Source organism: Chryseobacterium sp. Leaf404, assembly GCF_001424145.1.
In the GTDB taxonomy this organism is placed as follows: domain Bacteria; phylum Bacteroidota; class Bacteroidia; order Flavobacteriales; family Weeksellaceae; genus Chryseobacterium.
This window is the reverse complement of sequence record NZ_LMQM01000013.1, coordinates 117,573-139,348: the sequence shown is the minus strand read 5'-3', so window position 1 is coordinate 139,348 and position 21,776 is coordinate 117,573. Positions and strand designations below refer to the sequence as shown.

Below are 21,776 nucleotides of genomic sequence, written 5' to 3'. Positions count from 1 at the left end.
AAGCCTTTTATTGTTTTAAAACTTTTGGAAACTCTTCAGAAAAATAAGTTTGATGCTCTAACGGGAATGCGCGCCATTGCCGCCATCATGGTTTTTGTATATCACAACAGAAAATACTGGCGAAATGATCTTCCTTTTGAAGTGATGCGTTTCATCAGTGAATGGCATATCGGCGTTACCATATTTTTTGTGTTGAGTGGATTTCTTTTGGCTTACCGGTATGAAGAGAAACCTTTAGAATCCGGAAAATCTTATTTAAAATATATTCTGCTGCGGATTGCAAGAATTTTTCCGTTATACTGGATTTTGCTGAGTGCATTTTTTCTTGATACTTCTTATTCTAAAGATGTAAAAACGTACTTTCTGCAGTATTCACTTTTTTATTCACTTTTTGACAGCTATTCCGTTTCGGGAATTGTGCAGGCATGGTCGCTTACTGTGGAGTTTTTCTTTTATCTGTTGTCGCCTCTACTTTTTTTACTGTTAAAGAAAAGCTGGATATACTGCATCTTATTTTTAATCGGATTTTTCCTTTTGGGATGGGGGATTGGATATGGTCTGAAAGAACTGAATGGGAACCCGAAAGGCTTTCTGTATCCTTTAAAATTTATGGTAGGAAGCACATTTTTCGGACGAAGCCTGGAGTTTTTCTTCGGAATGTTGCTTGCTTATTTAATGAAAAAGGAAAGCGGAATTCAGTTTTTAAATAAAATTAAAAAACCGACACTTTGGGGCGGAATTTCAATTGTGTTTTTAATTTTTGCCATCCGGTTTTTTGCCAGAAATAATTTTGTGCACGGTGTTGAACGTTGGGAGGGAAGAGTAATTCATGAATTGTTTTTACCGGTTGGAATTATTGTTTTCTTCTGGGGATTGATGACTGAAAAAACATGGATTTCAAAAGTGCTTTCCAACAAATTTTTTATTTTGCTGGGACATGCTTCGTTTGTGTTTTATCTGATTCACCTCAGTTATTTTAATATGAAACTGAAAACGTACTTTTATCTTCCGGATAAAAATTTTGTTTTGCTTTGGATTTGCTCGATTATCATCTATCTTTTGATTGAAAAACCGCTGTACGAGCTTTGCAGAAAGGGAATTGCGAAAATTAGATAGTTTTTCTCTCGCAAATTTAGCCGAAAGCGCAGATTTTTAAACATGAAGTTTTTAATAAACTCGTAAAATCTGCTAATCAGTAAAATCAGCGTGAGACATAAAAAAATCAGTCCATAGAATTAATCAGCACAAAGTATCTGTACGCCAAAATTCCTTTCTGAAACTTCGTCAGTTTCAATGGATCTTTATCACTCAGTTTCGGTAAAATTTTCTTGTTGATCTTATTTAAAAATTTAAAAACAGACTTTTTCATGGGAAGAAACTTTTTTAGATTGATTAAATAAAATCAAAAAATGTGCAGTTTTGGAAGGTGGGAGCTGGAAGATGGGAGATGGATGTTGGATGTTGGAAGTTTGAGCATTTTTTAAAACAAAAATTGTCCTCAAAAATGAAGACAATTTTAAAAAAAATAAAATTAATTGACTGAATACTCAAACAACTAATTTTGCTAATTGCTAATTGCTAATTGCTAATTGCTAATTGCTAATTGCTAATTGCTAATTGCTAATTGCTAATTACCCATCACTTATTACCCATGATCAGGGGTTTCCGTACATATTAGATTCTCCGCCATCAATCGCTATTACCTGGCCTGAAACATATCCGTTTTCATCACTTAAAAGATATGCAACTAAATTTCCGACATGTTTCGGGTCGCCTAATTTTCTGGTGGGATTTCTTGATGCATATTCTTTTTCAGCCGCTTTGGGGTCTGCAGGATTTACCTGATTGAAAGCTTCTGCAACCATCGGCGTTAAAATCGCTCCGGGAGCAATGGCATTCGTTAAGATATTGTCTTTACCATATTCCAAAGCGGCATTTTTTGTCATTCCTGCAACAGCGTGTTTCGTTGCAACGTATGCCGTCTGGTTTAAAACTCCTCTGATTCCGCCCACAGAGGCCACGTTGACGATTTTTCCGCCACCGTTTTTCTGCATTTCCGGAATTACATATTTCATTCCGTAGTAAACTCCTAAGAGATTGATATCGATTACTTTTTTAAATACATTAATGTCATAGTCTACCAGAGATGCCTGTTTTCCTTCGATTCCTGCGTTGTTGTACAGTCCGTCAACTTTTCCGAATTCTTTTACGGTTTGTTCAACGTAATTTTTTACATTTTCTTCTACCGAGACATCGGCTGTCACTGTTAAAAATTTGCTTCCAGGGTATTTTGTTTCCAATTCTGTTTTTGCTTTTCCAAGAGCTTCGGCATTGAAATCCACCAAAGTTAAATCAGCGCCTTTTGCGGCTAAAGAATCAGCTGCCGCTAATCCTAATCCCATTGCAGCACCGGTAACGATTATTGTTTTTCCTTTAAAATTTGACATGATATTATTATTTATTTCAATGCTTCAAAATGCAACAATGATGCCTTTGTGGTACTAAAAATCGTAATTTTTTGTTAAACCTTAATTGAAGATATTTTATAAAGTTCTTCTCCTTATAAAATACAAATGTTTCAGTCTCAAACCTTTGTCAGGGGTATCTTCGCTCAATTAACACTGATAAAGCTGGATGTGTTAAGAATCAAACATAAAAAAGTTTTTTGATAAACCTTGTCAAGGTTATTTTTGGTGTGCAGATTAACCTTGACAGGGTTAGGGTATAGAGAAAAAAAGAACGATTATATATTTCTTACTTTTGATACACGTTTTAAACTTAAAAAATGAACGAACTTTTCAAAAAACAGGTCTGGGAAATCACCAAACTGATTCCACAAGGGAGAGTTTCTTCTTATGGCGCAATTGCAAAGGTAGTTGGCTTTCCGAATCATTCCCGTCATGTCGGCAAAGCGATGGGTGGCTGTCCGAAGGATGTTCCGGCGCATCGGGTAATTTCGAGCTCGGGAACTTTGTCGGTTCCGGAATTTCAGGAAAGGCTGGAAGCTGAAGGAATTGAGGTGGAGAATTTCAGGATTAAGAATTTCAGAGAGTTGTTTTGGAATCCTTTGGAGGAACTTTAGACGGCGGTCGGCAGTCGCTTTATAGCGGATAATGATTTGCTTTCAGCTTTATTCTTTCAGTAATGAATGTTGGGGGCTTTTGGCTGGAAATTTTTTGTTTTTGGAAATAAATATTCCCCGGAGCTCGCTTCCCTAGCCCCGATAGAAACGGCATCCTTTTTTGTGGTGGACGCAACGAAGTGGAGGCCGGCGCAAATAAGATATAGTGGATAGCGGGAAAAAGCTTCTAAATATGAGTAATAAGTAATGAGCAATGAGTAATCTTTGATGAGTAGGTTTTCAGCAGAAAAAAATCGGCGAAGTTAACTACTACGCCGATAATCTATTGTATTTTGAACCTTAAAGATTTCAAAAACCTTGAAGGTTTAGGGTTAGTGGAAAAAACTATTTCTCCAACTGCTTATAACTTCTTTGAATAAAGTCTGTAAGCTCTTTTCCTTTCAGTAAATTCTGAGATAATTTCGCCAGATCTAAAGCGTGTTTAATTTGATTGTTTTTTTCTTCAGCATTTTCATTGGCTAAAATTTTTGCAGCAAAGTCGCTGTTTGAATTCACGACCAGATTATACATTTCCGGGAAACCGCCCATTGCGAACATTCCGCCACCGCCGGTTGCCTGCATATCTTTCATTCTGCGCATGAATTCTGGCTGAGTAATCGTGAAAGGTGCATCACTGCTGTCTAAATCTTCAAGCTGAACGGTGAATTTTTTGTCATTAACAGACTCTTCAATGTTTTTCTTCAATGATTCTTTTTCGGTTTCATTGAGTTTTGAAATCGCCGGTTCGTCTTTTTTAATCAAATTATTGATGTGGTCTGCATCTACTCTTACGAAGGAAATTTTCTCTTTAGAACTTTCCAGTTTCTGAATTAAATGCGGAACAATTGGCGAGTCGAGCAATAAAACTTCGTAACCTTTATCTTTTGCAGACTGAATATAAGAGTGCTGTTCATCGGCGTTTGTAGCGTAAAGAAGGACTAAATTTCCGTCTTTGTCCGTTTGATTTAACTTAAATTTTTCTTCCAGTTCATTCCAAAGGAAAAATTTACCGTCTGTTGTTGGATACAATGCAAATTTGTCAGATTTTTCGAAGAATTTATCCTCGGAAATCATTCCGTATTCGATGACGATTTTAATATCGTTCCATTTTTTCTCGTAATCTTCACGGTTTTCATTGATTAAAGACGCCATTTTGTCGCCCACTTTTTTGGTAATGTAAGAAGAAATTTTCTTTACGGCACCATCAGCCTGAAGGTAAGAACGCGAAACGTTCAGCGGAATATCCGGAGAATCGATCACTCCTCTCAAAAGCATCAAAAAGTCGGGAACAATGCCTTTTACCTCATCAGTAACAAAAACCTGATTTTGATAGAGCTGAATTTTATCTTTTTCGATATTTAAATTGTTCGCCAGCTTTGGGAAATACAAAACACCCGTAAGGTTGAACGGATAATCTACGTTCAAATGGATGTTGAACAAAGGCTCCTCAAACTGCATTGGATATAATTCGTGATAGAACGCTTTGTAATCTTCATCTTTTAATTCACTTGGAGCTTTCGTCCACGCCGGAGTAGGATTGTTGATTATATTATCAACCTCAACTGTTTCTGCAACCGCATCTTCTGCGGCGTCTTCCGGTAAAGGAAGCGTTTCTGTTTTTGTTCCGAATTTAATGGGAACGGGCATGAATTTGTTGTATTTAGTCAACAGTTCACGGATTCTGCTTTCTTCCAAAAATTCTAAAGAATCTTCTGCTATATGAAGGATGATTTCCGTCCCTCTGTCGGTTTTATCTGTTGTTTCTTCTAACGAAAACTCCGGACTTCCGTCGCAAATCCATCGAACTGCTGGATTCTCTTCACGATAAGATTTAGCGAGGATTTCTACTTTTTCTGCCACCATAAAAGCGGAGTAGAAGCCCAAACCAAAGTGCCCGATAATTCCTGAGTCTTTTGCAGAATCTTTGTATTTATCTAAGAATTCTTCAGCTCCGGAAAAAGCAACCTGATTGATGTATTTTTCTACTTCTTCGGCTGTCATTCCCAAACCCTGATCGATGATGTGAAGTTTTTTGTTTTCCTTATCGATTTTCACCTCGATTTTCGGATTTCCGTATTCTACTTTGGCTTCACCAATGGTGGTGAGATGTTTTAGTTTTAGGGTAGCGTCTGTTGCATTTGAAATTAATTCTCTCAAAAATATTTCGTGGTCGCTGTACAAAAATTTCTTAATCAACGGAAAAATATTTTCCACCGAAACATTAATATTTCCTTTTGTCATTTTTAGGGATTTTTAAATTTGATTTTAAGTTCTCAAAAGAAATACCATTGAAGAGAAAGTGACAGATTGGCATTTTTATCCTGAATAAGAGGTTTTGTTTAAAAACAAAAAAGACAGCCTCTCAGCTGCCTTCTGTATTTCAAATCAACAAATTAGTTTTTCTTGTTGATGATCTCTTCTTTTACTTTGTTTTCAAGCTCTTCAGCAAGTTCCGGATTGTCTTTCAACAAATCTCTCACACCGTCACGACCCTGACCAAGCTTAGTCTCACCGTAGCTGAACCAAGAACCGCTTTTCTTCACAATTCCCATATCTACTGCAGTATCCAGGATCTCTCCAGTTTTTGAAACGCCTTCACCATACATAATGTCAAATTCTGCCATTTTGAAAGGTGGAGCTACTTTGTTTTTCACAATTTTCACTTTCACACGGCTACCAACAGCTTCGTCGCCATTTTTAATCGGTGCAGATGCTTTTCTGATGTCTACTCTTACAGAAGCGTAAAATTTCAAAGCGTTACCACCTGTTGTGGTTTCAGGATTTCCGAACATTACACCGATTTTTTCTCTCAACTGGTTGATGAAAATTACGGTACATTTTGTTCTGGAAATTGTTGCTGTTAATTTTCTCAAAGCCTGAGACATCAATCTTGCATGAAGACCCATTTTAGAATCACCCATTTCGCCTTCAATTTCCGCTTTTGGGGTCAATGCAGCTACTGAGTCAATTACTACAATGTCGATTGCACCAGAACGGATTAAGTTATCGGCAATTTCCAAAGCCTGCTCACCGTTGTCCGGCTGAGAAATAATCAGGTTTTCAAGATCGATTCCCAGTTTCCCAGCATAGCCTCTGTCGAAAGCATGCTCGGCATCGATAAATGCTGCTATTCCGCCAGCTTTTTGAGCTTCTGCGATGGCGTGTAAAGTTAAGGTTGTTTTACCTGAAGATTCAGGTCCGTAGATTTCAATAATTCTTCCTCTTGGATATCCGCCAACGCCCAAAGCGATGTCTAAACCTAATGATCCGGAAGGAATAACTTCGATGGTAGTGTCTATTGCACTGTCTCCCAACGTCATTACAGTTCCTTTTCCGTATGTTTTATCTAATTTATCAAGCACCAGCGCCAGTGCTTTTTTCTTATCATCTATGTTGCTCATATCGTATTAAAATAATTTATCAAAATTACATAATTTTAAGTTTAAAAGCTAATATATTTTGTTTCTGAAAATTGTTTTTAGCGTTAAAAAAATGATAAAATTTTAAAACCCAATCAAACTTTTTCTGACTCATCTTTCATGTTGGTACCATTTGTTTAAGTGTAATACTTTGTTCCTGAAAAGGCATTGGTAACTAGCCCCGATTGTCGCGGCATCCTTTTTCTGGATTGGCTTTGAAAAAATGCGCTGGTGAAAAAGATATAGCAGAAAGCGGGATTAAGCTCCTGAAAAAATTAGTGAAAATTTGAATTCTGGGTTATGTTCAAATAATCCTCCAAAACTTTCATCTGATCTTTATTTCCTTTTTTAATTCTCGCTTCTCGGCTCACAGTAGAATCATAGATTTTGTTGAGTATTTTCTTCGTCACCGGAAACCCTTTTCTGAAAGGCACTTCGGGAATCTTTAGTCTTTTGCAAACGTCTTCACCTAATAGATACCATGTACAGCAAATGTGCAGGTATCTCAGATTTTTTCTCTGAAATTCATATTTTAAAATCGGATTTTCCAAAGATTCATTCAACAGAGAGTGAGCCAGCAAAACCGAATCTTTGTCTGAAGATGGCTGAACGGAGGTCCACAGATAAAAATACTCTGTCGCCTGTTTTTTGTTGTTCGGAAGAAGTTCAACGGGAATTCCCAACAGATACCCGACGTATTTCCAGAGGTGAAAATGACCTTTTTCTTCCTCTTCAGAAATAGTATTTCCTAATTTTTTGAGACTGTGCATAAAAACCAGACTGAAACCGATATAGGTTGCCATCATATCCCAGGAATTGATGGGTTCGCCCCAGTTTTCTGTGTCCCAGTTTTTATAATGTTTCCTGATTGAAAGTCTTGCGTAGGAATGTATTAATCTGGTTTTAATGGCAAATTCATACCCTTTTTTATGAACTTCCAAAGCGTCGTACCGGGTAACATTCACCCAAAAATCCAGTGTTTCTGAAAGTCTTTTTACAGCACCTTTTTTGAGGGCTTCCGTGGCAATTAGAGGTTTGTTGAGGTAAGCATAATCATAGCCGCCGATAAGGCAGTAATCTCTGAGCGAAATCAAAGAATCAAGATTGGCTCTCATGCAGAGTTCGGCACCTTTCTTTATTAAATTCAAATCCAGCCAATCGGGTAGGGCTTGGGTTTGCCGGAAAAGTTTTTTTACACTTTCGGGAACTGCATCATTTTCTGAAACGCCATCTCTGATGTAACTTTCAATTTCTCGAGAAGCTTCGGGATAGCTTTTTTTAAGATAAACTTCTCTCACCACCTGATCGCCGATTTCATCAACATGATAAAAATATTTTGAAAATTGAGCAAAATCTTTAAAGCTGAGTTCAGCTCCGGAAAAATCAGTCAGTTGTTTCCCGTTTCCTGTTTTCCAGAAGTCCTTAAAATGTTTGGAATCTTTATATCTCGGCTGTAAAATCTGCTTTTCCATTCAGGATAAAGTTAAGGAATTTTTTAACGAGAGCCTTCGTGAGATTTGTCAGGTGATTTGAGATTCAAGATTCAAGATTTAAAATTTAATATCATCAATCATCAATCATCAATTATCATTTATAAATTATAAAATTGCCCATTACCCATTTCAAATCATTCCCCATTCAAATGCTTTTTTAATCAGCTCTTTACAGTTTCTTGATTCTGTTTTCCGCAGGATGTTTTTTCTGTGGGTGCGGATGGTATGTTCAGATAGAATCAGCATTTTTGAAATCTCTGCTCCGGAATATCCTTTGGCGATTAAAACTAAAATTTCCGTTTCTCTGCTGGTTAATTTGGGAATATTAAGAGCGTCTTTATCTTCAACAGGCTGCACCGTAAACTGATGAAAATCTTTTCTCGGGCTTATTCCTGTAATTAAAACGGTGTACGGGTTTTGTGGTGTTATATGCTGAATATTGGTGTGGATGTTAATCGCCTGATAGAGACGGTTGCTTTCGTCCATCAACGTGTGAATCGCCTGATGATGAAATAATTCATATTTTCCTTTTTTGGTTTTCATCCTGAAACAGTAGCTTGGCTTAAGTAAAAGCTGGTGCTCAACACCAATCTGTTTGATTTTATCAACAACAATATTTTCTGCTTTTAAAACGAACGAAATATCATCAGGATGAATAAGACTGAGTATTTCGCTCAGGTGTAAAGGCAATTCTGAAAGCCCATGTATCTTGAGAATATTTTTGTGATGATGAGAAATTGTGGAGTCTGCGAAATTAATCACATAATAATAAAAATTCCCAATGGAAAACATTTCGCCGATAATCTTTTCTATAAAAGGCTTTTCGGGTGCTTTAGTTTGATTAGGTACAGCGAATCTTTCCCAAATTTCCGACAGCAGATGTTTATCCTCAGGATTTTCCATTCGTAAGATTTTAATCTAAAATACTTAAAATTTGTTAAAAATACCCCAAAAGTGGTATTTTTTTATATTAAATAATTTCCAACTTTTGTATAACGATAATCATGAAAACTCTATCTTGATGATGGACTTAGTTTTAAAGTTTATATTGTATCTCATAAAGCTTTAAAACGGGAAGGTAATAGCACCGGTGATGAAAAGAAAGAAGAAGAAACCCTTCAGTTGAGCCACTTTCAAACAGATAAGTGGTTTTTTTTATGCACAAAAAAAACCTCCCACAAGGAAGGTTTTATTATGTATCGGTTATCTTTTATCAATTATAAAGAAGAAGCGTGGATCAACATATCTACCAATTTGTTTGAATAACCCATCTCATTGTCATACCATGAAACAAGCTTTACAAAGTTTGGAGAAAGTGAAATACCAGCATCTTTATCGAAAATTGAAGTTCTTTTATCACCGATGAAATCCTGAGAAACCACAGCATCTTCAGTGTAACCGAGAATACCTTTCAATTCACCTTCAGAAGCAGCTTTAATAACTGCACAGATTTCGTCGTAAGAAGCACCTTTTTCAAGTCTTACCGTTAGATCTACTACAGAAACGTCTACAGTTGGTACTCTGAAAGACATACCTGTCAGTTTTCCGTTCAAAGAAGGGATTACTTTACCTACTGCTTTAGCAGCACCTGTAGAAGAAGGGATGATGTTGTTTAAAGCAGCTCTACCACCTCTCCAGTCTTTCATTGAAGGCCCGTCAACTGTTTTCTGAGTAGCTGTTGTAGCGTGTACAGTAGTCATCAAACCTTCTACAATCCCGAAGTTATCGTGGATTACTTTTGCCAAAGGAGCTAAACAGTTGGTAGTACAAGATGCGTTTGATAAGATTTTTACATCATCAGTAAGTTCCTTGTGGTTTACACCCATTACAAACATTGGTGTATCGTCTTTTGAAGGAGCAGAAAGAATCACTTTCTTAGCGCCTGCTGCAAGGTGTTTCGCAGCACTTTCTTTATCTAAAAATAAACCGGTTGATTCTACTACGTAGTCAGCACCGATTTCGTCCCATTTTAGGTTGCTAGGGTCTTTTTCAGCCGTTACTCTGATTTTTTTTCCGTTTACTACAAGGTCATTTCCGTCTACAGAAACTTCTCCCTGGAAAATACCGTGTACAGAATCATATTTCAGCATATAAGCCATGTATTCTGCATTGATAAGGTCATTGATACCAACGACTTCGATATTGTCTCTTTCAGTCATTGCTCTGAAAACAAGACGACCGATTCTACCAAATCCGTTAATACCTACTTTGATTGTTGACATAATTGTGTTGATTTAATTAATTATTTAGAATATTAGATTGATAAGATTTCTGAAATTAACAAAAGATCTTTATTAATTTCGTTGTGTTTTTTAATAGCTTCTTCGATAGGTGTGTACACGATGTCGTTGGAACGCATTCCTGCCATTACATTCGTCTGACCTTCCATTAAACCTACCACCGCGCCGAAACCAAGTCTGCTTGCCAAAACCCTGTCTGCACAGCTTGGCGAGCCACCTCTCTGTATGTGACCCAAAATCGCCACACGGATATCATAATCCGGAAATTCTTTTTTGGTCTGCTCTGCAAGTTCGTAGATATTGGCGAGCTCTTCACCTTCAGCCACTACTACAATACTGGAAGCTTTACCTGTCTTTTCGGCCTTTCTGAAGTTGGCAAAAAGATCTTCCATACTGTCTTTCTTTTCAGGGATAAGAATGTCTAAAGCCCCTGTTGCAAGACCGCTGTTTAAGGCGATAAATCCTGCATCACGTCCCATTACCTCCACAAAGAAAACCCTGTTGTGTGATGTTGCTGTATCACGGATTTTATCAATCGCGTCCATTGCGGTATTTAATGCAGTGTCGTAACCAATCGTATTATCTGTCCCGAAAATATCATTATCAATAGTTCCCGGAACTCCGATGGTTCTGATGCCGAATTCTTCGTTGAAGATTTTTGCTCCTGTGAAAGTTCCGTCGCCGCCGATGCATACCAAAGCCTCAATCCCGTGCTGCACGCAATTGTCATAGGCCTTCTGGCGGCCTTCTTTGGTCATAAACTCTTTTGAACGGGCAGATTTTAGGATAGTTCCACCCTGGTTGATTATATTTTTTACAGAACGGGGTCCCATTTTAAGGAAATCGTTATGAATAAGACCATTGTAGCCTTCCCGCACTCCATAGCATTCAATTTTATAATAGTTTGCAGTTCTCACTACTGCTCTTAATGCTGCGTTCATCCCCGGAGAGTCACCTCCTGAGGTAAGAACTGCAATTTTTTTTACAGCACTTTCTTTCATTTAATAAAAAATTTCAAACACAAATTTACAAAAACAAGTTCAGATAACAGCAGTATCTTCTTAATACTTTTCATCCTTTGGTATCCTGCTTTTTATCAAGAGACTGGTAAAAAGGAAAAAGAGCCAGGTTAAAAGGAAAAAGAGCCAAGTTAAAAGTAAAAAAGAGCCAGGTTAAAAGTCACAAGAGACAAGTTAAAAGCGCCGGTTTTAAAGCAGAAAGAGGCAAGTGGAGCGGAATAATGAGGGAATTTTCAGATGGTTTAAGTTTGAATTATTAAAGCGGTCTTACGAATTTCGGTCATTTACGGTTGGATTATTTTAAAAAATTTTAAAATAATGTGCAGAAATCTGTGAGATCTGTGCGGAAATTAATGCTTTTCAGTCAAATATTTCCAGTACCTTTTTGGTACATGCTGAATATGCAGTTTTAGATTTTTTCTTTCCACAATGTTGGTTTTAAAAAAATACCGTTGCCACAGTTTTTGGTATTGATTTTCTTCATCGTGGAACTTCTCCTGATACTTTTGTAAGTTAATTTTCTCATCAGGATAAAAGAATTCGCAGCTTTCCAGATCATACAGAAGTCCGTAATTGCGTTTTAAATCATAGATCATCCATTTCTGGTCCTGATAACGGTTTTTAAAATGATTTCTGATTAAAGGTAAAACATTAAAATCCGGATCTATTTTCGCAAAAAAAACTTCATCCTGCATTTTTTCGAATCTAACAAAAGCGGTCATCCGATGTCTTTCTCTCCTTACCGATTTACAGATTTTGGCGATTCTCAAAATATCGGGATGTGCATAATTCTGAAGAATATTTTCTTTTGGATACTGAATCGATTGCCGAACTGCAGATAAAATCACCTGTTCCAAATCTGCCTCCTCCGACAAGAAAACTCTCAATAAATCATGGATTCCAGATTTGCCGATGTTCTCTTCCACTTTAACCAACACCCTTTCAGATTTTTGCTCCTGAGTAATCACCTCATGAATTTCTGCAAAAATATTTTCCTGATGAAATCTTTCTTTGCTTACGATTTCCACGTCTTTAAATTTATATTCAAAAATCTCGAATATTGCTGTGAAAAGTCCGTCGAAACTGCCGTCGTAGAGGAGGGTGGTCATTATCTTTAATTTGAAAATTTGGAAATGGGATAATTTGAAAAATATAATAATTTTAAAGTATTTTTCATCAGTTTGTCATGCTGAAAGCATCTAAGCATAGTACTAGAGAAATGATTTTATTTACAGATTGAGATCCTTTCAGGATGACAAAGGCAATGTTTGTCTTTAGAAATAATGCGGGAAAAAAATCTTTTTATTTTAAATTTTATAACAAATCAATTTTAATTCAACGTGATTGATTTCTATATCAAACTGTCCGTTTTTTTTGATAATTGATTTTATTTGATTTAAATCTTGAATATCGTTTTCAGAACTGACAATTTTTGGAAAAATCAAATATTCAATTTCTCTGTATTCAAGCCAGCCACCTAAAGAATTATTTCCTTCAAATCCGTTCTGCCAATAATCAAATTCAAAAGTACTTTTTTCATTGATGAATAATTCTCCGATAATATTATTTTGAACTTTTTTGAATTGAATTTTCTTGAAGTAATCAGCGTTTTCCACAAAGTCATTTATCAATCGACTCCACTTAGAGTTTGACATTAAATGTTGAGAGAATCTGGAGACAGCTTCGTCAATCTCTCTATTTTTCTGCTCATCGTATTTTGATGCCTTTTGAGTTTTCATAATTAAAACAACGTCAACTGCTTCGAAAATTGATCCTGAAATTTAGAAGTGCTTCCGCCAACCAACAGTTTTTTTAAATTCAAATCTGTTAAATGTCTCAGGAAAATATTTCCGGCATTAAAATCTATAAAATATTTCGCACGGTTTACAGCTGCTCCTAATTTCTGTAAATTCTCAATCGTCAAAACCTGAAAATGCCTTGCTGAAATAATTTTCTTTGCCGTTTTTACTCCGATTCCAGGAATTCTGAGAATCATTTGATAATCAGCGGTCTGAAGATTGACAGGAAACTGATCAAGATGTCTCAGTGCCCAACTCAGTTTAGGGTCAACTTCCAAATCAAGAAACGGCATGTGCGGATCTAAGATTTCATCAGCTTTAAATCCGTAGAAACGCATCAACCAATCCGACTGATACAAACGGTTTTCCCTAAGCATGGGAACTGCTGTCGTTAAAGCCGGCAATCTGTTGTCCTCCAAAACTGGAACGTAACCGGAATAGTACACTCTTTTTAAACTGTAATTTTTATAGAAATGATCAGCAACTTTGATAATCTGCAAATCATTTTCATTCGTAGCGCCCACAATCATCTGCGTAGACTGACCTGCCGGAGCAAATTTCGGAACTTTTCTGAAAATTTTCTTTTCTTCTTTATACTGAGTAATTCCACCCTGAATATACTTCATAGGGTTCAGCATATCTTCACGGTTTTTCTCAGGAGCCAGCAATTTTAAACCGCTTTCTGTGGGAATTTCAATGTTGATAGACAACCGGTCTGCATACAGTGCTGCTTCTTTCATCAGTTCGTCACTTGCTCCGGGAATTGATTTTAAATGAATATAACCGTTAAAATTTTCCTCCAAACGAAGTTTTTTTGCAACACGTACCAATCTTTCCATCGTCGTATCGGCATTTTTAAAAATTCCTGAACTTAAAAATAAACCTTCAATGTAATTTCTGCGGTAGAAATTAATGGTTAAATCAACCACTTCTTCTACCGTAAAAGCTGCTCTTTTGATATCATTTGAACTTCGGGAAACGCAGTAGGCACAATCGTAAATACAGTGATTGGTCAGCAGAATTTTAAGCAGAGAAACACATCGGCCGTCTTCGGTATAGGTATGGCAAATCCCACTTGCAGAGCTGTCGCCCAGGCCGCCAGTTTTATTTTTTCGTGAGCCACCGCTTGATGAACATGAAACATCATATTTCGCAGCATCAGCCAGTATTTCCAGTTTTTCTTTTACTCTGTCGAAATTCATTTGTCTGCAAATTTTATTTAACCACAAAAGTCACAAAAGCTATTTTAGATTAAGCTTGATTAATGCTGTTTTAAAGTTCAGATAAGTTTTTGAAAGTCTTTGATTTTTGTGAAGTTGTTCAGAAAAATTCAAACTAATTTTTTTAAAAAAGCTTTTAGGAATTCTATATCAAAAATAATAATATCATTTTGTGAACTTCTATTCTCAATAATTTAAACTTAAAGCTATTGTAACTTTTTGGTAAAACTTTTTCAGTTTAATTTCACCTTCAAAAGTAAGTCCAAAATTGATAAATATCAACCGTTTTACGTCGAACTTATCCACATTTTAGACTAACAAATTTACTATCTTTACACACATTAATTTTATGAGTGAAATCGTAAACCTATGATTTTAGTCATTGAAAAATAAACATTTTATTATGAATCACAAACCTGTTGAAGGTTTTTCTAAATTGACAAAACAAGGGAAAATCGATTGGCTCGTTGCCGAATATCTTGACGGAAATACAGAATATCAGAATATATTAAACCAATACTGGAACGGAAATACTGATCTTCAGAAACTTCACGACGAGTTTTCTGAAAACACGATTTCAAATTTCTATATGCCTTACGGAATTGCCCCAAACTTCCTGATTGACGGAAAATTATTTGCCCTTCCGATGGCGGTTGAAGAAAGTTCGGTGGTTGCAGCGGCTTCCAAGGCTGCTAAATTCTGGATTGATAAGGGAGGTTTTAAAACAACCATCATCAACACAGAAAAATTGGGTCATACCCATTTTATCATTGATGTAGAATCTCATAAGCTTCAGCATTTTTTTAATTTTAATTTAAAAAAGAAACTGTTTGAAGCCACAGAAAGCATCACAGTAAACATGAGAAATCGTGGCGGTGGAATTTTAGATATAAAACTCATCGACAAGACTGCGGAAATGCCGAATTATTACCAGCTGAAAGCGAGTTTTGATACGGCGGATTCTATGGGTGCAAATTTTATCAATTCGTGTCTGGAGCAGTTCGGGAAAACTTTGAAACAAGAAATTGCCATAAGTGAAGATTTTTCTCAGGAAGAAAAGAATTCCCTTCAGGTTGTAATGAATATTCTCTCCAATTTCACTCCGGACTGCATTGTAAGAGCTGAAGTTTCATGTAAAATTGAAGATTTAAAAGACGACAGCGGAATTTCAAACGAAGAATTTGCAAGAAAATTCAAACAGGCCGTTACGATTGCTGAAATTGAACCTTTCCGTGCGACAACCCATAATAAAGGAATTATGAACGGTGTGGATGCCGTTGTGATCGCGACAGGTAATGATTTCAGAGCCACAGAAGCCTGTGCTCATGCGTACGCTGCGAGAAACGGAAAATATTCTTCATTAACCCATTGCACCATTGACAACGGAATTTTCAGATTCTGGATTGATTTGCCGATTTCTGTAGGCGTTGTGGGAGGTTTGACTAATCTTCATCCTTTGGTTAAATTTTCTTTAGCCTTGCTTGGAAAACCAGCAGCTCAGGAACTGATGAGTATTTTGGCAGTTTCAGGTTTGGCTCAAAATTTCGGAGCTTTGAGATCTTTGGTCACAACAGGAATTCAGAAAGGTCACATGAAAATGCATTTGTTTAATATTTTAAATCAATTCGGAGCAACGGAAGCAGAAAAGCAACATTTTGTGACTTATTTTAAAGATAAAACGGTGAGTCATCATGAGGTGATTGCAGAGTTGGAGAAATTGAGAAATAAATAGATTAAATATGAATTTCAAAAAATATTTTATTGCTTTTGCCGTTTTTAGTTCTGCAATTTTATTTGCGCAAAATACCAGATTTACGTTACATGAAAAACTCGATAAGATTTATTCAGACTTAGAAACTGAATGTGGTAAAGACTACGGATTGCTTGATGCAAAGTACAAAGTGATAGTTTCAAAATCACCAGACAAAAAGCTTTCAGAGACGGATCGGGAAGAATATTTAAAGGAGTTTGATGCTCTGAAAAAATCTTATCTTGAATGCCTGGATGACAATCGACCGATAAGAATCGAAAAATTAAAACTTCTGCTGGCAAAAGTTGAAAAGGAGAATATTAAGGAATATATACCGCCAAAAAATACAATGCTACCGGTTCCGGAGGCTTTTTCTCAGGATATCATTCGTGGAAAATTATCAGATAGGTTAGCAGGTCATTCACTTTTTGAAAATTTAGAGAGTACTTTAAAACTTAAATTAACATTTGTTTTAGATACTGACGGTCAGACAAAAGAGGCGAAAATTACGGGTACGGATGATCAAGAAATAAAACTTTTTGTTCTTCTGAGTTTTTATTCGGTTGCAGATGTGTTTAAACCGAAGGAATCCAACGGAAAAGCAGTAAAAGAAATGTACGCGATTCCACTTGTAATGATCGGAGTTGAGTAAAGCGGCTAAAAATAATTTATAATAAAAAATGAAAACAATTACCCTCGTCTTCGGAGCTGCCTTCGGAATGTTATCCGTTATTTTAGGAGCTTTTGGAGCACACGCTTTAAAGAAAATTTTATCTGTGGAAAGACTGGAAAGTTTTGAAACAGGCGTAAGATATCAAATGTACGCCGCATTCTTTTTACTGATTGCAGGTTATATTTTAAAATTTGACACCTCATCTCAAAAATGGATTTCTATCCTAATGATTGCAGGAACGATGCTGTTCTCTTTCAGCATTTATGGTTTGAGCTTACAGGATCGTTTTGGTTTAAATCTAAAGTTTTTAGGACCAATCACACCGCTTGGAGGATTGCTTATGATTTTAGCTTGGTTGATGCTGATTTTTTATTTTGTGAAGAATAGAATTTAACGGTAAAGAAAAAAGACACAAAAAAGTTCAGGTTTCGCCTGAACTTTTTGTTTTTACAGTCTCACGCAGATTAAGGTGATTCTGCAGATCTCTATCTGCTCAATTTGCAAAAGCTGCGTGAGATTAAAATTTAAACCAGTAAAATCACTAAAAAAGTAAGATTGATTAAGGAAAATCTAATAGAGTTTAAGCAGGTCGCTTAAAGCGAATCTCACCTAAACAAATCTTAAAAACTTATTAAAATTAATGGTTCAAATTAAAATTCTAAAGTGTGAAATTCTCCCTCATCCACTTCAGTTTATTGAAGCTTTTCAGGAATTTTGTTCTGATGGATATAAATTTTTCCTGAGCTTCAATTACTTTATTTTCCCTGGAATTGATCAGGAAAAGCGAGCTTTCACCGTTGCTGTATCTCATTTCTTCGGCACTTAAAAGTTTTCTGTAGTTCTGAAGATTTTTTCCGGACAGATCAATCTGAGTATGATAATTGAGGATTTCATTTTTGTAGGTTTCAATTTTCACATCAAGTTCTCTAATTTTAATAGTAGTATCGAGTTCGTTTTGATTGATTTTAATCTTTGCCATCTGAAAATTGGCTCTTGCTTCCCTTTGAAATATTGGGATTTCTAATTTTAAACCGTATTGAAAATTGTTATCAAAAAGCGGAAGATAATCCGGACTGTAATTTTCTTTGTTGAAAAAATTATAAGTGAAATCTAATTTAGGCAAAAAACTCTGCCATTTCAGACGTCTTTCACTTTCAAGAATATTCTGCTTTTGATTGTAATACAAAACCGAAAAATGCGAGTTGATCTGTCTTGAATCAACATCCTGAATCAAAAATTCGAAATCTGAATATGCAGGATGATCAGCAAGTCTGTCTGATGGATAAATCATTTCTGATAATTCGTAAAACTGCTGATTGTCTTTCCATAAATAAAGTTGCAGCTCCTGTGTACTTTTAACGAAACTTAAATACGCATCCCGTTGCTGAAGTTCAAAACTTTGAAGCTGTGAAAGGGCTTCAACTGTGTCGATCGCGGGCTTTTCCCCGAAATCAAAAGTTTTTTTGGTGAATTTTAAACGGTCTTTATTGATTTCAACAATTTCAGATTTGAGTTTATAAATCTCATAATTCTGAACCCATTCCCAATAGGTGTTTTCGGCTTCAAGCAACAAGTCATTGGTTAAAACAGCCTGTTCGGCTTCAGTCATTCTCAGTCCGAACTTTGCCTGATCGAGCATCGCTCTTCTTTTATCATACAGAAGGTTCTTAGCTAAAGGAACCGTAATACCAAACTGATACAAGCCGCCTTTTGTTTCGCTGTCATTCAGTTTTTGTCCGTCGAGATAGTTGTAACCTCCGTGCAGATCAATTCCGTACCAAGTGGGGATTCCGAGTTCCAGATTTTTCTGTTCGTAATATTTTGTTCCGTCAATGTTTTTCTCACCTAATTTTCCTGCTAAAACCGGATCAAAACTACCCCGTGCTCTTGTGATTTCCTGTTCTGCCAATCTGTTTTTAAGCTGATATTTTAAAGCTAAAGGATGATATTTTTCTACGATATTTATAAATTCAGCTGATGAAATTTTCAATGAATCCTGAGCGGAATTTAAACTGAAAAACAACAGGAAAGCGATAACAAAAATTTTATTTTGCTTTTTCATCTTTACCTGATTTTGCATTCGTTACCTCATAATAATCCGGCGGGAAACCATTAATGTTTCGCCACAACTCATACCAGATTGGTACATCATTTAAGATGGCAATGCCCTGAACTCCGGTTCCCATTTTTATTTTACGGGGCCATTTTTTTTCATTTTTATCTTCCACGATTAGGGCTTTAAACATTCCGTTGGCGCTGATGTTACTTTCTACGGCAACTACCTTGCCGGCAAAAGTTCCGTAGCTGGAATCCGGCCAGCCAGAGAAGACAATCGCAGGGAAACCGTCAAAAATATTCATTACCCGCTGCCCTTCTTTTATCAGGGGTAAATCTACAGGTTTGATGTAAATTTCCACGGCATAATCTACCGTTGTGGGAACCACCGTTCCAATGTTTTCGCCATCTTTCAAAACTTCACCAATTCCGGCTTTATTCAGCTGAACAATTTGGCCATCCTGAGACGCTAAGATGAAGTATAGCCCCTGTCTTGCCTTATAATTGGCAACCTGATTCTGAAGTTTGGCAATTTCGCCGTCACTTCCCTCAATCTGTCCCATACTTTGAAACCGCTCGCCCTCAATCTTGCTCAGTTTCTCGTTGTAATCCTGCGTAACGGCATTTTGCTCAATCTGTGTGTTGAGAATTTCCTGCTGCGTCTGGGCTACTTTATTTTCGGAGGCAGTTTTTTTTGCCATCGAATTTTGATATGAGATACTTCTCTGCTGAAACTGCGTGAGAGAGACCAAACCTTCATCATACATTTTTTTCTGTCTCTGAAACTGGTCTTCGGAGAGTCTGAGTTCATTTTTGGCAGCCTCCAGTTCTGCCTGTTCACCCACCAGCTTACTGTTCAGCTGAATGATTTTTATTTTAACCTGATTCAGTTTTAAGTCTCTCGCAGCATTTAAGGCTTCTAACTGATTTTTTGCTGTTCCCACTTTTGCTTCGTAATAATCTCTTACGCCTCTTTTTGCATCTACCTGCTGCTCGGTTCTCTGTACCAAAAGTGGATCCATGTAATCTTCCTTGATCTCTGAGAGCTGTAAAAGTGTATCACCTTTTTTTACGTAGTCGCCGTTTTTTACATTCCATTTTATAATTCTTCCGGGGATGGGAGAGTTCAGCTGCTGAGGTCTCTGCGACTGGTAAAGTGATGAAACATTTCCTTTCACTTTAATATTCTGGGTCCATGGGAGAAATAGAGTGATAATTCCTGCAATCAGAATAAACAAAAACCATCTTTTTACCCGTGATTTTCTGTTGATGTGATAAATTTTATCGTATGCCTGTAATTTCATTTTGTGCTTAATTTTATGAAATGATACTTAAACTTCCGTCTTCCAGATGAATATGCTGATCTGCATTGTAAATCATATTTTTATCTGGTGAAACAATAACGATGGTGCAGTGCTGCTTCAGTTCCCGAAGATATTCGCTCAGTTTTTCCTGAAAATTTTCAGACATTCCTGCCAGAGGATTTTCAAGTAAGATTAATCTTTTATCACCTAATAATGAACGGAGAAGGAGGATTTTCTTTTTTGAGCTGAAAGTTATTTCAGGATCTGTCTCGCTGATATCTGTGGCAAAACCGTTGGTGAAATTGCTGGATATACTTTCTATGCCGAGTTTTTCCGAAAGGTGAAGAATGCTTTCTGTATTGCTTTGCTTGCTTCCCAGCAGAATATTTTCCAGAACTGTTCCCTGTATCACTTTCATGTTTTCCAGATAAAGACCTACACTGTTTCTGAAATCTGTTTTGTGTAAATTCTTCAGCGGAATTTTATCAAAAAGTATGGTCCCGGAACTGGGTTCGTAAAAACCTGAAAGCATATTGAGAAGTAAAGATTTTCCTGTTCCCATTTTTCCGGTGATCACGGTGAGGCTGTTTTCTTTCAGTCTGAAATTGAGATCTGATAAAATAGCCGGTGTATCGCTGAAAGCAAACTGTACATCTTTAAATTCTATTTCAACGCCTTTGTCTTTCTGCGAAAGTATAATCTCTCCTTCAGTCTCCTCTTTCAGCTCTGTTACCTTAGAAAGTTTGGCGAATGAGGCGATGAGGTCATAGTAGCTTTCAAGGCTGATAATGAGTTTTTCTACCGCTGCCATGATGGTAAGTACCACAATCTCTGCTGCGATGAAGGCACCGATGTTCAGCTGCTGATTAACCATCAGATAGGTACCGATAGCCAAAATTGCAAACGTGATGATTACTTTAAAAGCAATGATTGTTTTGTACTGAAAAACAAGAATTTTAAAATGAGACGTTCTGTGATCAAGATATTCTACCACTCTGTTGTCAATTCCCTGCAGGTGCGTTTCCTGTGCAGAATGCATTTTGAATGTCTTCACAGATGCGGCAATGTCTTCAATCCATGCTGCTGTTTCGTATTTTTTATCACTTTCTTCGATGCTGGATTTTATTCCGCTTTCCATGCTGTAGATAAAAATAAGGACTACCAGAAAGATGACCAAAGCCCCAAAGGCTAAAAACCAGGGATGATAGAAGGAAAGAAGCAGTATTCCGAATATAATTTGTATTAAGGCAGTGGGAATTTCCAGAAGAATTTTTGAAATTCCTTTCTGTAGAATCTGAACATCGAAAAAACGGTTTACAAGTTCCGGGAGATAATATTTCCGGTTTTCGGCGAGGTTTATTTTAGGTAATTTTTCGGCAAAAGCTGTAGAAAATTCCACAAATATTTTCTGCTGAATTTTTTCAATGATCTGAAGCACTTTAAGTCTGAAATGTCCCACTAAAAATGTTCCCAAAACCACAAAAAGGATGAGCAGATAAATAGATGTAACCATCGTTGCCCCCATCACAAAACTAATGATGGACTGTATACCCAATGGGATACTGAGCGAAACCAAACCGTTGAGGATGGCGTAAAAATAGATGTTTGTAACATCTTTCTTTTCTTTTGTAATGTAGCTGAACAATTTTTTGCTGTGTTCGCTTGCTGTGAGTCTTGCCATTT

General features: G+C 36.7%; 19 protein-coding genes. 5 read left to right on the top strand and 14 right to left on the bottom strand.

Annotated features, from left to right (window positions below):
- The first annotated feature begins 24 nt into the window (after positions 1 to 24).
- Entirely contained in the window at positions 25 to 1,116 is a 1,092-nt protein-coding gene (locus tag ASG31_RS14915) for an acyltransferase family protein (RefSeq protein WP_056034436.1), read from the top strand.
- Between the two features lie 106 nt (positions 1,117 to 1,222).
- On the opposite strand, the gene ASG31_RS18650 is transcribed toward ASG31_RS14915, so the two are convergent.
- Together ASG31_RS18650 and ASG31_RS14910 are read right to left on the bottom strand one after the other, a co-directional pair.
- On the bottom strand, positions 1,223 to 1,369 hold the full coding sequence (locus tag ASG31_RS18650; protein WP_185113222.1) for a hypothetical protein: 147 nt from the start codon (positions 1,367 to 1,369) through the stop codon (positions 1,223 to 1,225).
- A gap of 286 nt (positions 1,370 to 1,655) precedes the next feature.
- Positions 1,656 to 2,447 carry a glucose 1-dehydrogenase gene (locus tag ASG31_RS14910; RefSeq protein ID WP_056034433.1) on the bottom strand — a complete coding sequence of 264 codons (792 nt, stop codon included), beginning with the start codon at positions 2,445 to 2,447 and terminating at the stop codon, positions 1,656 to 1,658.
- Between the two features lie 338 nt (positions 2,448 to 2,785).
- Between ASG31_RS14910 and ASG31_RS14905 the strand changes: the two genes are divergently transcribed.
- Positions 2,786 to 3,082 carry an MGMT family protein gene (locus tag ASG31_RS14905; RefSeq protein WP_056034430.1) on the top strand — a complete coding sequence of 99 codons (297 nt, stop codon included), beginning with the start codon at positions 2,786 to 2,788 and terminating at the stop codon, positions 3,080 to 3,082.
- A 384-nt stretch (positions 3,083 to 3,466) separates the two neighbouring features.
- Here the strand turns inward: ASG31_RS14905 and htpG are convergent, their stop codons facing one another.
- The 9 genes from htpG to ASG31_RS14860 all read right to left on the bottom strand — a co-directional run bounded on the left by htpG (position 3,467) and on the right by ASG31_RS14860 (position 14,293).
- Positions 3,467 to 5,362 (bottom strand): molecular chaperone HtpG, encoded by a 1,896-nt coding sequence (gene htpG / locus ASG31_RS14900; RefSeq protein WP_056034427.1) that lies wholly within the window; start codon positions 5,360 to 5,362, stop codon positions 3,467 to 3,469.
- Positions 5,363 to 5,514: 152 nt separating this feature from the next.
- Positions 5,515 to 6,522: a recombinase RecA gene (recA, locus tag ASG31_RS14895; protein ID WP_056034424.1), complete on the bottom strand. Its 1,008-nt coding sequence runs from the start codon at positions 6,520 to 6,522 to the stop codon at positions 5,515 to 5,517.
- Between the two features lie 293 nt (positions 6,523 to 6,815).
- Complete coding sequence (locus tag ASG31_RS14890) at positions 6,816 to 8,012, bottom strand: oxygenase MpaB family protein (RefSeq protein ID WP_056034419.1); 1,197 nt, start codon at positions 8,010 to 8,012, stop codon at positions 6,816 to 6,818.
- Between the two features lie 150 nt (positions 8,013 to 8,162).
- Entirely contained in the window at positions 8,163 to 8,936 is a 774-nt protein-coding gene (locus tag ASG31_RS14885; protein WP_056034416.1) for a LuxR C-terminal-related transcriptional regulator, read from the bottom strand.
- Positions 8,937 to 9,250: 314 nt separating this feature from the next.
- Positions 9,251 to 10,255, bottom strand: a complete 1,005-nt coding sequence (gene gap / locus ASG31_RS14880) for a type I glyceraldehyde-3-phosphate dehydrogenase (RefSeq protein ID WP_056034413.1) — start codon at positions 10,253 to 10,255, stop codon at positions 9,251 to 9,253.
- A gap of 32 nt (positions 10,256 to 10,287) precedes the next feature.
- On the bottom strand, positions 10,288 to 11,274 hold the full coding sequence (gene pfkA, locus ASG31_RS14875) for a 6-phosphofructokinase (protein ID WP_056034410.1): 987 nt from the start codon (positions 11,272 to 11,274) through the stop codon (positions 10,288 to 10,290).
- A gap of 368 nt (positions 11,275 to 11,642) precedes the next feature.
- Entirely contained in the window at positions 11,643 to 12,401 is a 759-nt protein-coding gene (locus ASG31_RS14870) for a TIGR03915 family putative DNA repair protein (RefSeq protein ID WP_056034408.1), read from the bottom strand.
- Positions 12,402 to 12,599: 198 nt separating this feature from the next.
- Positions 12,600 to 13,031 (bottom strand): hypothetical protein, encoded by a 432-nt coding sequence (locus ASG31_RS14865; RefSeq protein ID WP_056034404.1) that lies wholly within the window; start codon positions 13,029 to 13,031, stop codon positions 12,600 to 12,602.
- Between the two features lie 2 nt (positions 13,032 to 13,033).
- On the bottom strand, positions 13,034 to 14,293 hold the full coding sequence (locus ASG31_RS14860; protein ID WP_056034402.1) for a putative DNA modification/repair radical SAM protein: 1,260 nt from the start codon (positions 14,291 to 14,293) through the stop codon (positions 13,034 to 13,036).
- Between the two features lie 421 nt (positions 14,294 to 14,714).
- Between ASG31_RS14860 and ASG31_RS14855 the strand changes: the two genes are divergently transcribed.
- Genes ASG31_RS14855 through ASG31_RS14845 form a run of 3 tightly spaced genes read left to right on the top strand, consistent with a single transcriptional unit; the run spans position 14,715 to position 17,128 of the window.
- Positions 14,715 to 16,043, top strand: a complete 1,329-nt coding sequence (locus ASG31_RS14855; protein WP_056034399.1) for a hydroxymethylglutaryl-CoA reductase, degradative — start codon at positions 14,715 to 14,717, stop codon at positions 16,041 to 16,043.
- Positions 16,044 to 16,050: 7 nt separating this feature from the next.
- Positions 16,051 to 16,713 carry a hypothetical protein gene (locus ASG31_RS14850; RefSeq protein ID WP_056034398.1) on the top strand — a complete coding sequence of 221 codons (663 nt, stop codon included), beginning with the start codon at positions 16,051 to 16,053 and terminating at the stop codon, positions 16,711 to 16,713.
- 28 nt (positions 16,714 to 16,741) lie between these two features.
- Positions 16,742 to 17,128 (top strand): DUF423 domain-containing protein, encoded by a 387-nt coding sequence (locus ASG31_RS14845; RefSeq protein WP_056034395.1) that lies wholly within the window; start codon positions 16,742 to 16,744, stop codon positions 17,126 to 17,128.
- Between the two features lie 264 nt (positions 17,129 to 17,392).
- Here ASG31_RS14845 and ASG31_RS14840 read toward each other — a convergent pair whose 3' ends face one another.
- The 3 genes from ASG31_RS14840 to ASG31_RS14830 are packed head-to-tail and all read right to left on the bottom strand — an operon-like array spanning position 17,393 to position 21,774.
- Complete coding sequence (locus ASG31_RS14840; RefSeq protein ID WP_185113221.1) at positions 17,393 to 18,796, bottom strand: TolC family protein; 1,404 nt, start codon at positions 18,794 to 18,796, stop codon at positions 17,393 to 17,395.
- Positions 18,780 to 20,093 carry an HlyD family secretion protein gene (locus ASG31_RS14835; RefSeq protein ID WP_056034391.1) on the bottom strand — a complete coding sequence of 438 codons (1,314 nt, stop codon included), beginning with the start codon at positions 20,091 to 20,093 and terminating at the stop codon, positions 18,780 to 18,782. Before ASG31_RS14835 ends, ASG31_RS14840 begins: the two co-directional genes overlap by 17 nt.
- 13 nt (positions 20,094 to 20,106) lie before the next feature.
- On the bottom strand, positions 20,107 to 21,774 hold the full coding sequence (locus ASG31_RS14830; RefSeq protein ID WP_056034388.1) for a peptidase domain-containing ABC transporter: 1,668 nt from the start codon (positions 21,772 to 21,774) through the stop codon (positions 20,107 to 20,109).
- Between the last annotated feature and the right edge of the window lie 2 nt (positions 21,775 to 21,776).

Excerpts from the sequence above, each read along its gene's own strand:
- gap (WP_056034413.1), bottom strand. The coding sequence starts at position 10,255 with ATGTCAACAATCAAAGTAGGTATTAACGGATTTGGTAGAATCGGTCGT.
- ASG31_RS18650 (WP_185113222.1), bottom strand. The coding sequence starts at position 1,369 with ATGAAAAAGTCTGTTTTTAAATTTTTAAATAAGATCAACAAGAAAATT.
- ASG31_RS14860 (WP_056034402.1), bottom strand. The coding sequence starts at position 14,293 with ATGAATTTCGACAGAGTAAAAGAAAAACTGGAAATACTGGCTGATGCT.
- ASG31_RS14835 (WP_056034391.1), bottom strand. The coding sequence starts at position 20,093 with ATGAAATTACAGGCATACGATAAAATTTATCACATCAACAGAAAATCA.
- pfkA (WP_056034410.1), bottom strand. The coding sequence starts at position 11,274 with ATGAAAGAAAGTGCTGTAAAAAAAATTGCAGTTCTTACCTCAGGAGGT.
- ASG31_RS14850 (WP_056034398.1), top strand. The coding sequence starts at position 16,051 with ATGAATTTCAAAAAATATTTTATTGCTTTTGCCGTTTTTAGTTCTGCA.
- ASG31_RS14905 (WP_056034430.1), top strand. The coding sequence starts at position 2,786 with ATGAACGAACTTTTCAAAAAACAGGTCTGGGAAATCACCAAACTGATT.
- ASG31_RS14845 (WP_056034395.1), top strand. The coding sequence starts at position 16,742 with ATGAAAACAATTACCCTCGTCTTCGGAGCTGCCTTCGGAATGTTATCC.
- htpG (WP_056034427.1), bottom strand. The coding sequence starts at position 5,362 with ATGACAAAAGGAAATATTAATGTTTCGGTGGAAAATATTTTTCCGTTG.
- ASG31_RS14885 (WP_056034416.1), bottom strand. The coding sequence starts at position 8,936 with ATGGAAAATCCTGAGGATAAACATCTGCTGTCGGAAATTTGGGAAAGA.
- ASG31_RS14840 (WP_185113221.1), bottom strand. The coding sequence starts at position 18,796 with ATGAAAAAGCAAAATAAAATTTTTGTTATCGCTTTCCTGTTGTTTTTC.
- ASG31_RS14865 (WP_056034404.1), bottom strand. The coding sequence starts at position 13,031 with ATGAAAACTCAAAAGGCATCAAAATACGATGAGCAGAAAAATAGAGAG.
- recA (WP_056034424.1), bottom strand. The coding sequence starts at position 6,522 with ATGAGCAACATAGATGATAAGAAAAAAGCACTGGCGCTGGTGCTTGAT.
- ASG31_RS14890 (WP_056034419.1), bottom strand. The coding sequence starts at position 8,012 with ATGGAAAAGCAGATTTTACAGCCGAGATATAAAGATTCCAAACATTTT.
- ASG31_RS14910 (WP_056034433.1), bottom strand. The coding sequence starts at position 2,447 with ATGTCAAATTTTAAAGGAAAAACAATAATCGTTACCGGTGCTGCAATG.
- ASG31_RS14855 (WP_056034399.1), top strand. The coding sequence starts at position 14,715 with ATGAATCACAAACCTGTTGAAGGTTTTTCTAAATTGACAAAACAAGGG.
- ASG31_RS14870 (WP_056034408.1), bottom strand. The coding sequence starts at position 12,401 with ATGACCACCCTCCTCTACGACGGCAGTTTCGACGGACTTTTCACAGCA.
- ASG31_RS14830 (WP_056034388.1), bottom strand. The coding sequence starts at position 21,774 with ATGGCAAGACTCACAGCAAGCGAACACAGCAAAAAATTGTTCAGCTAC.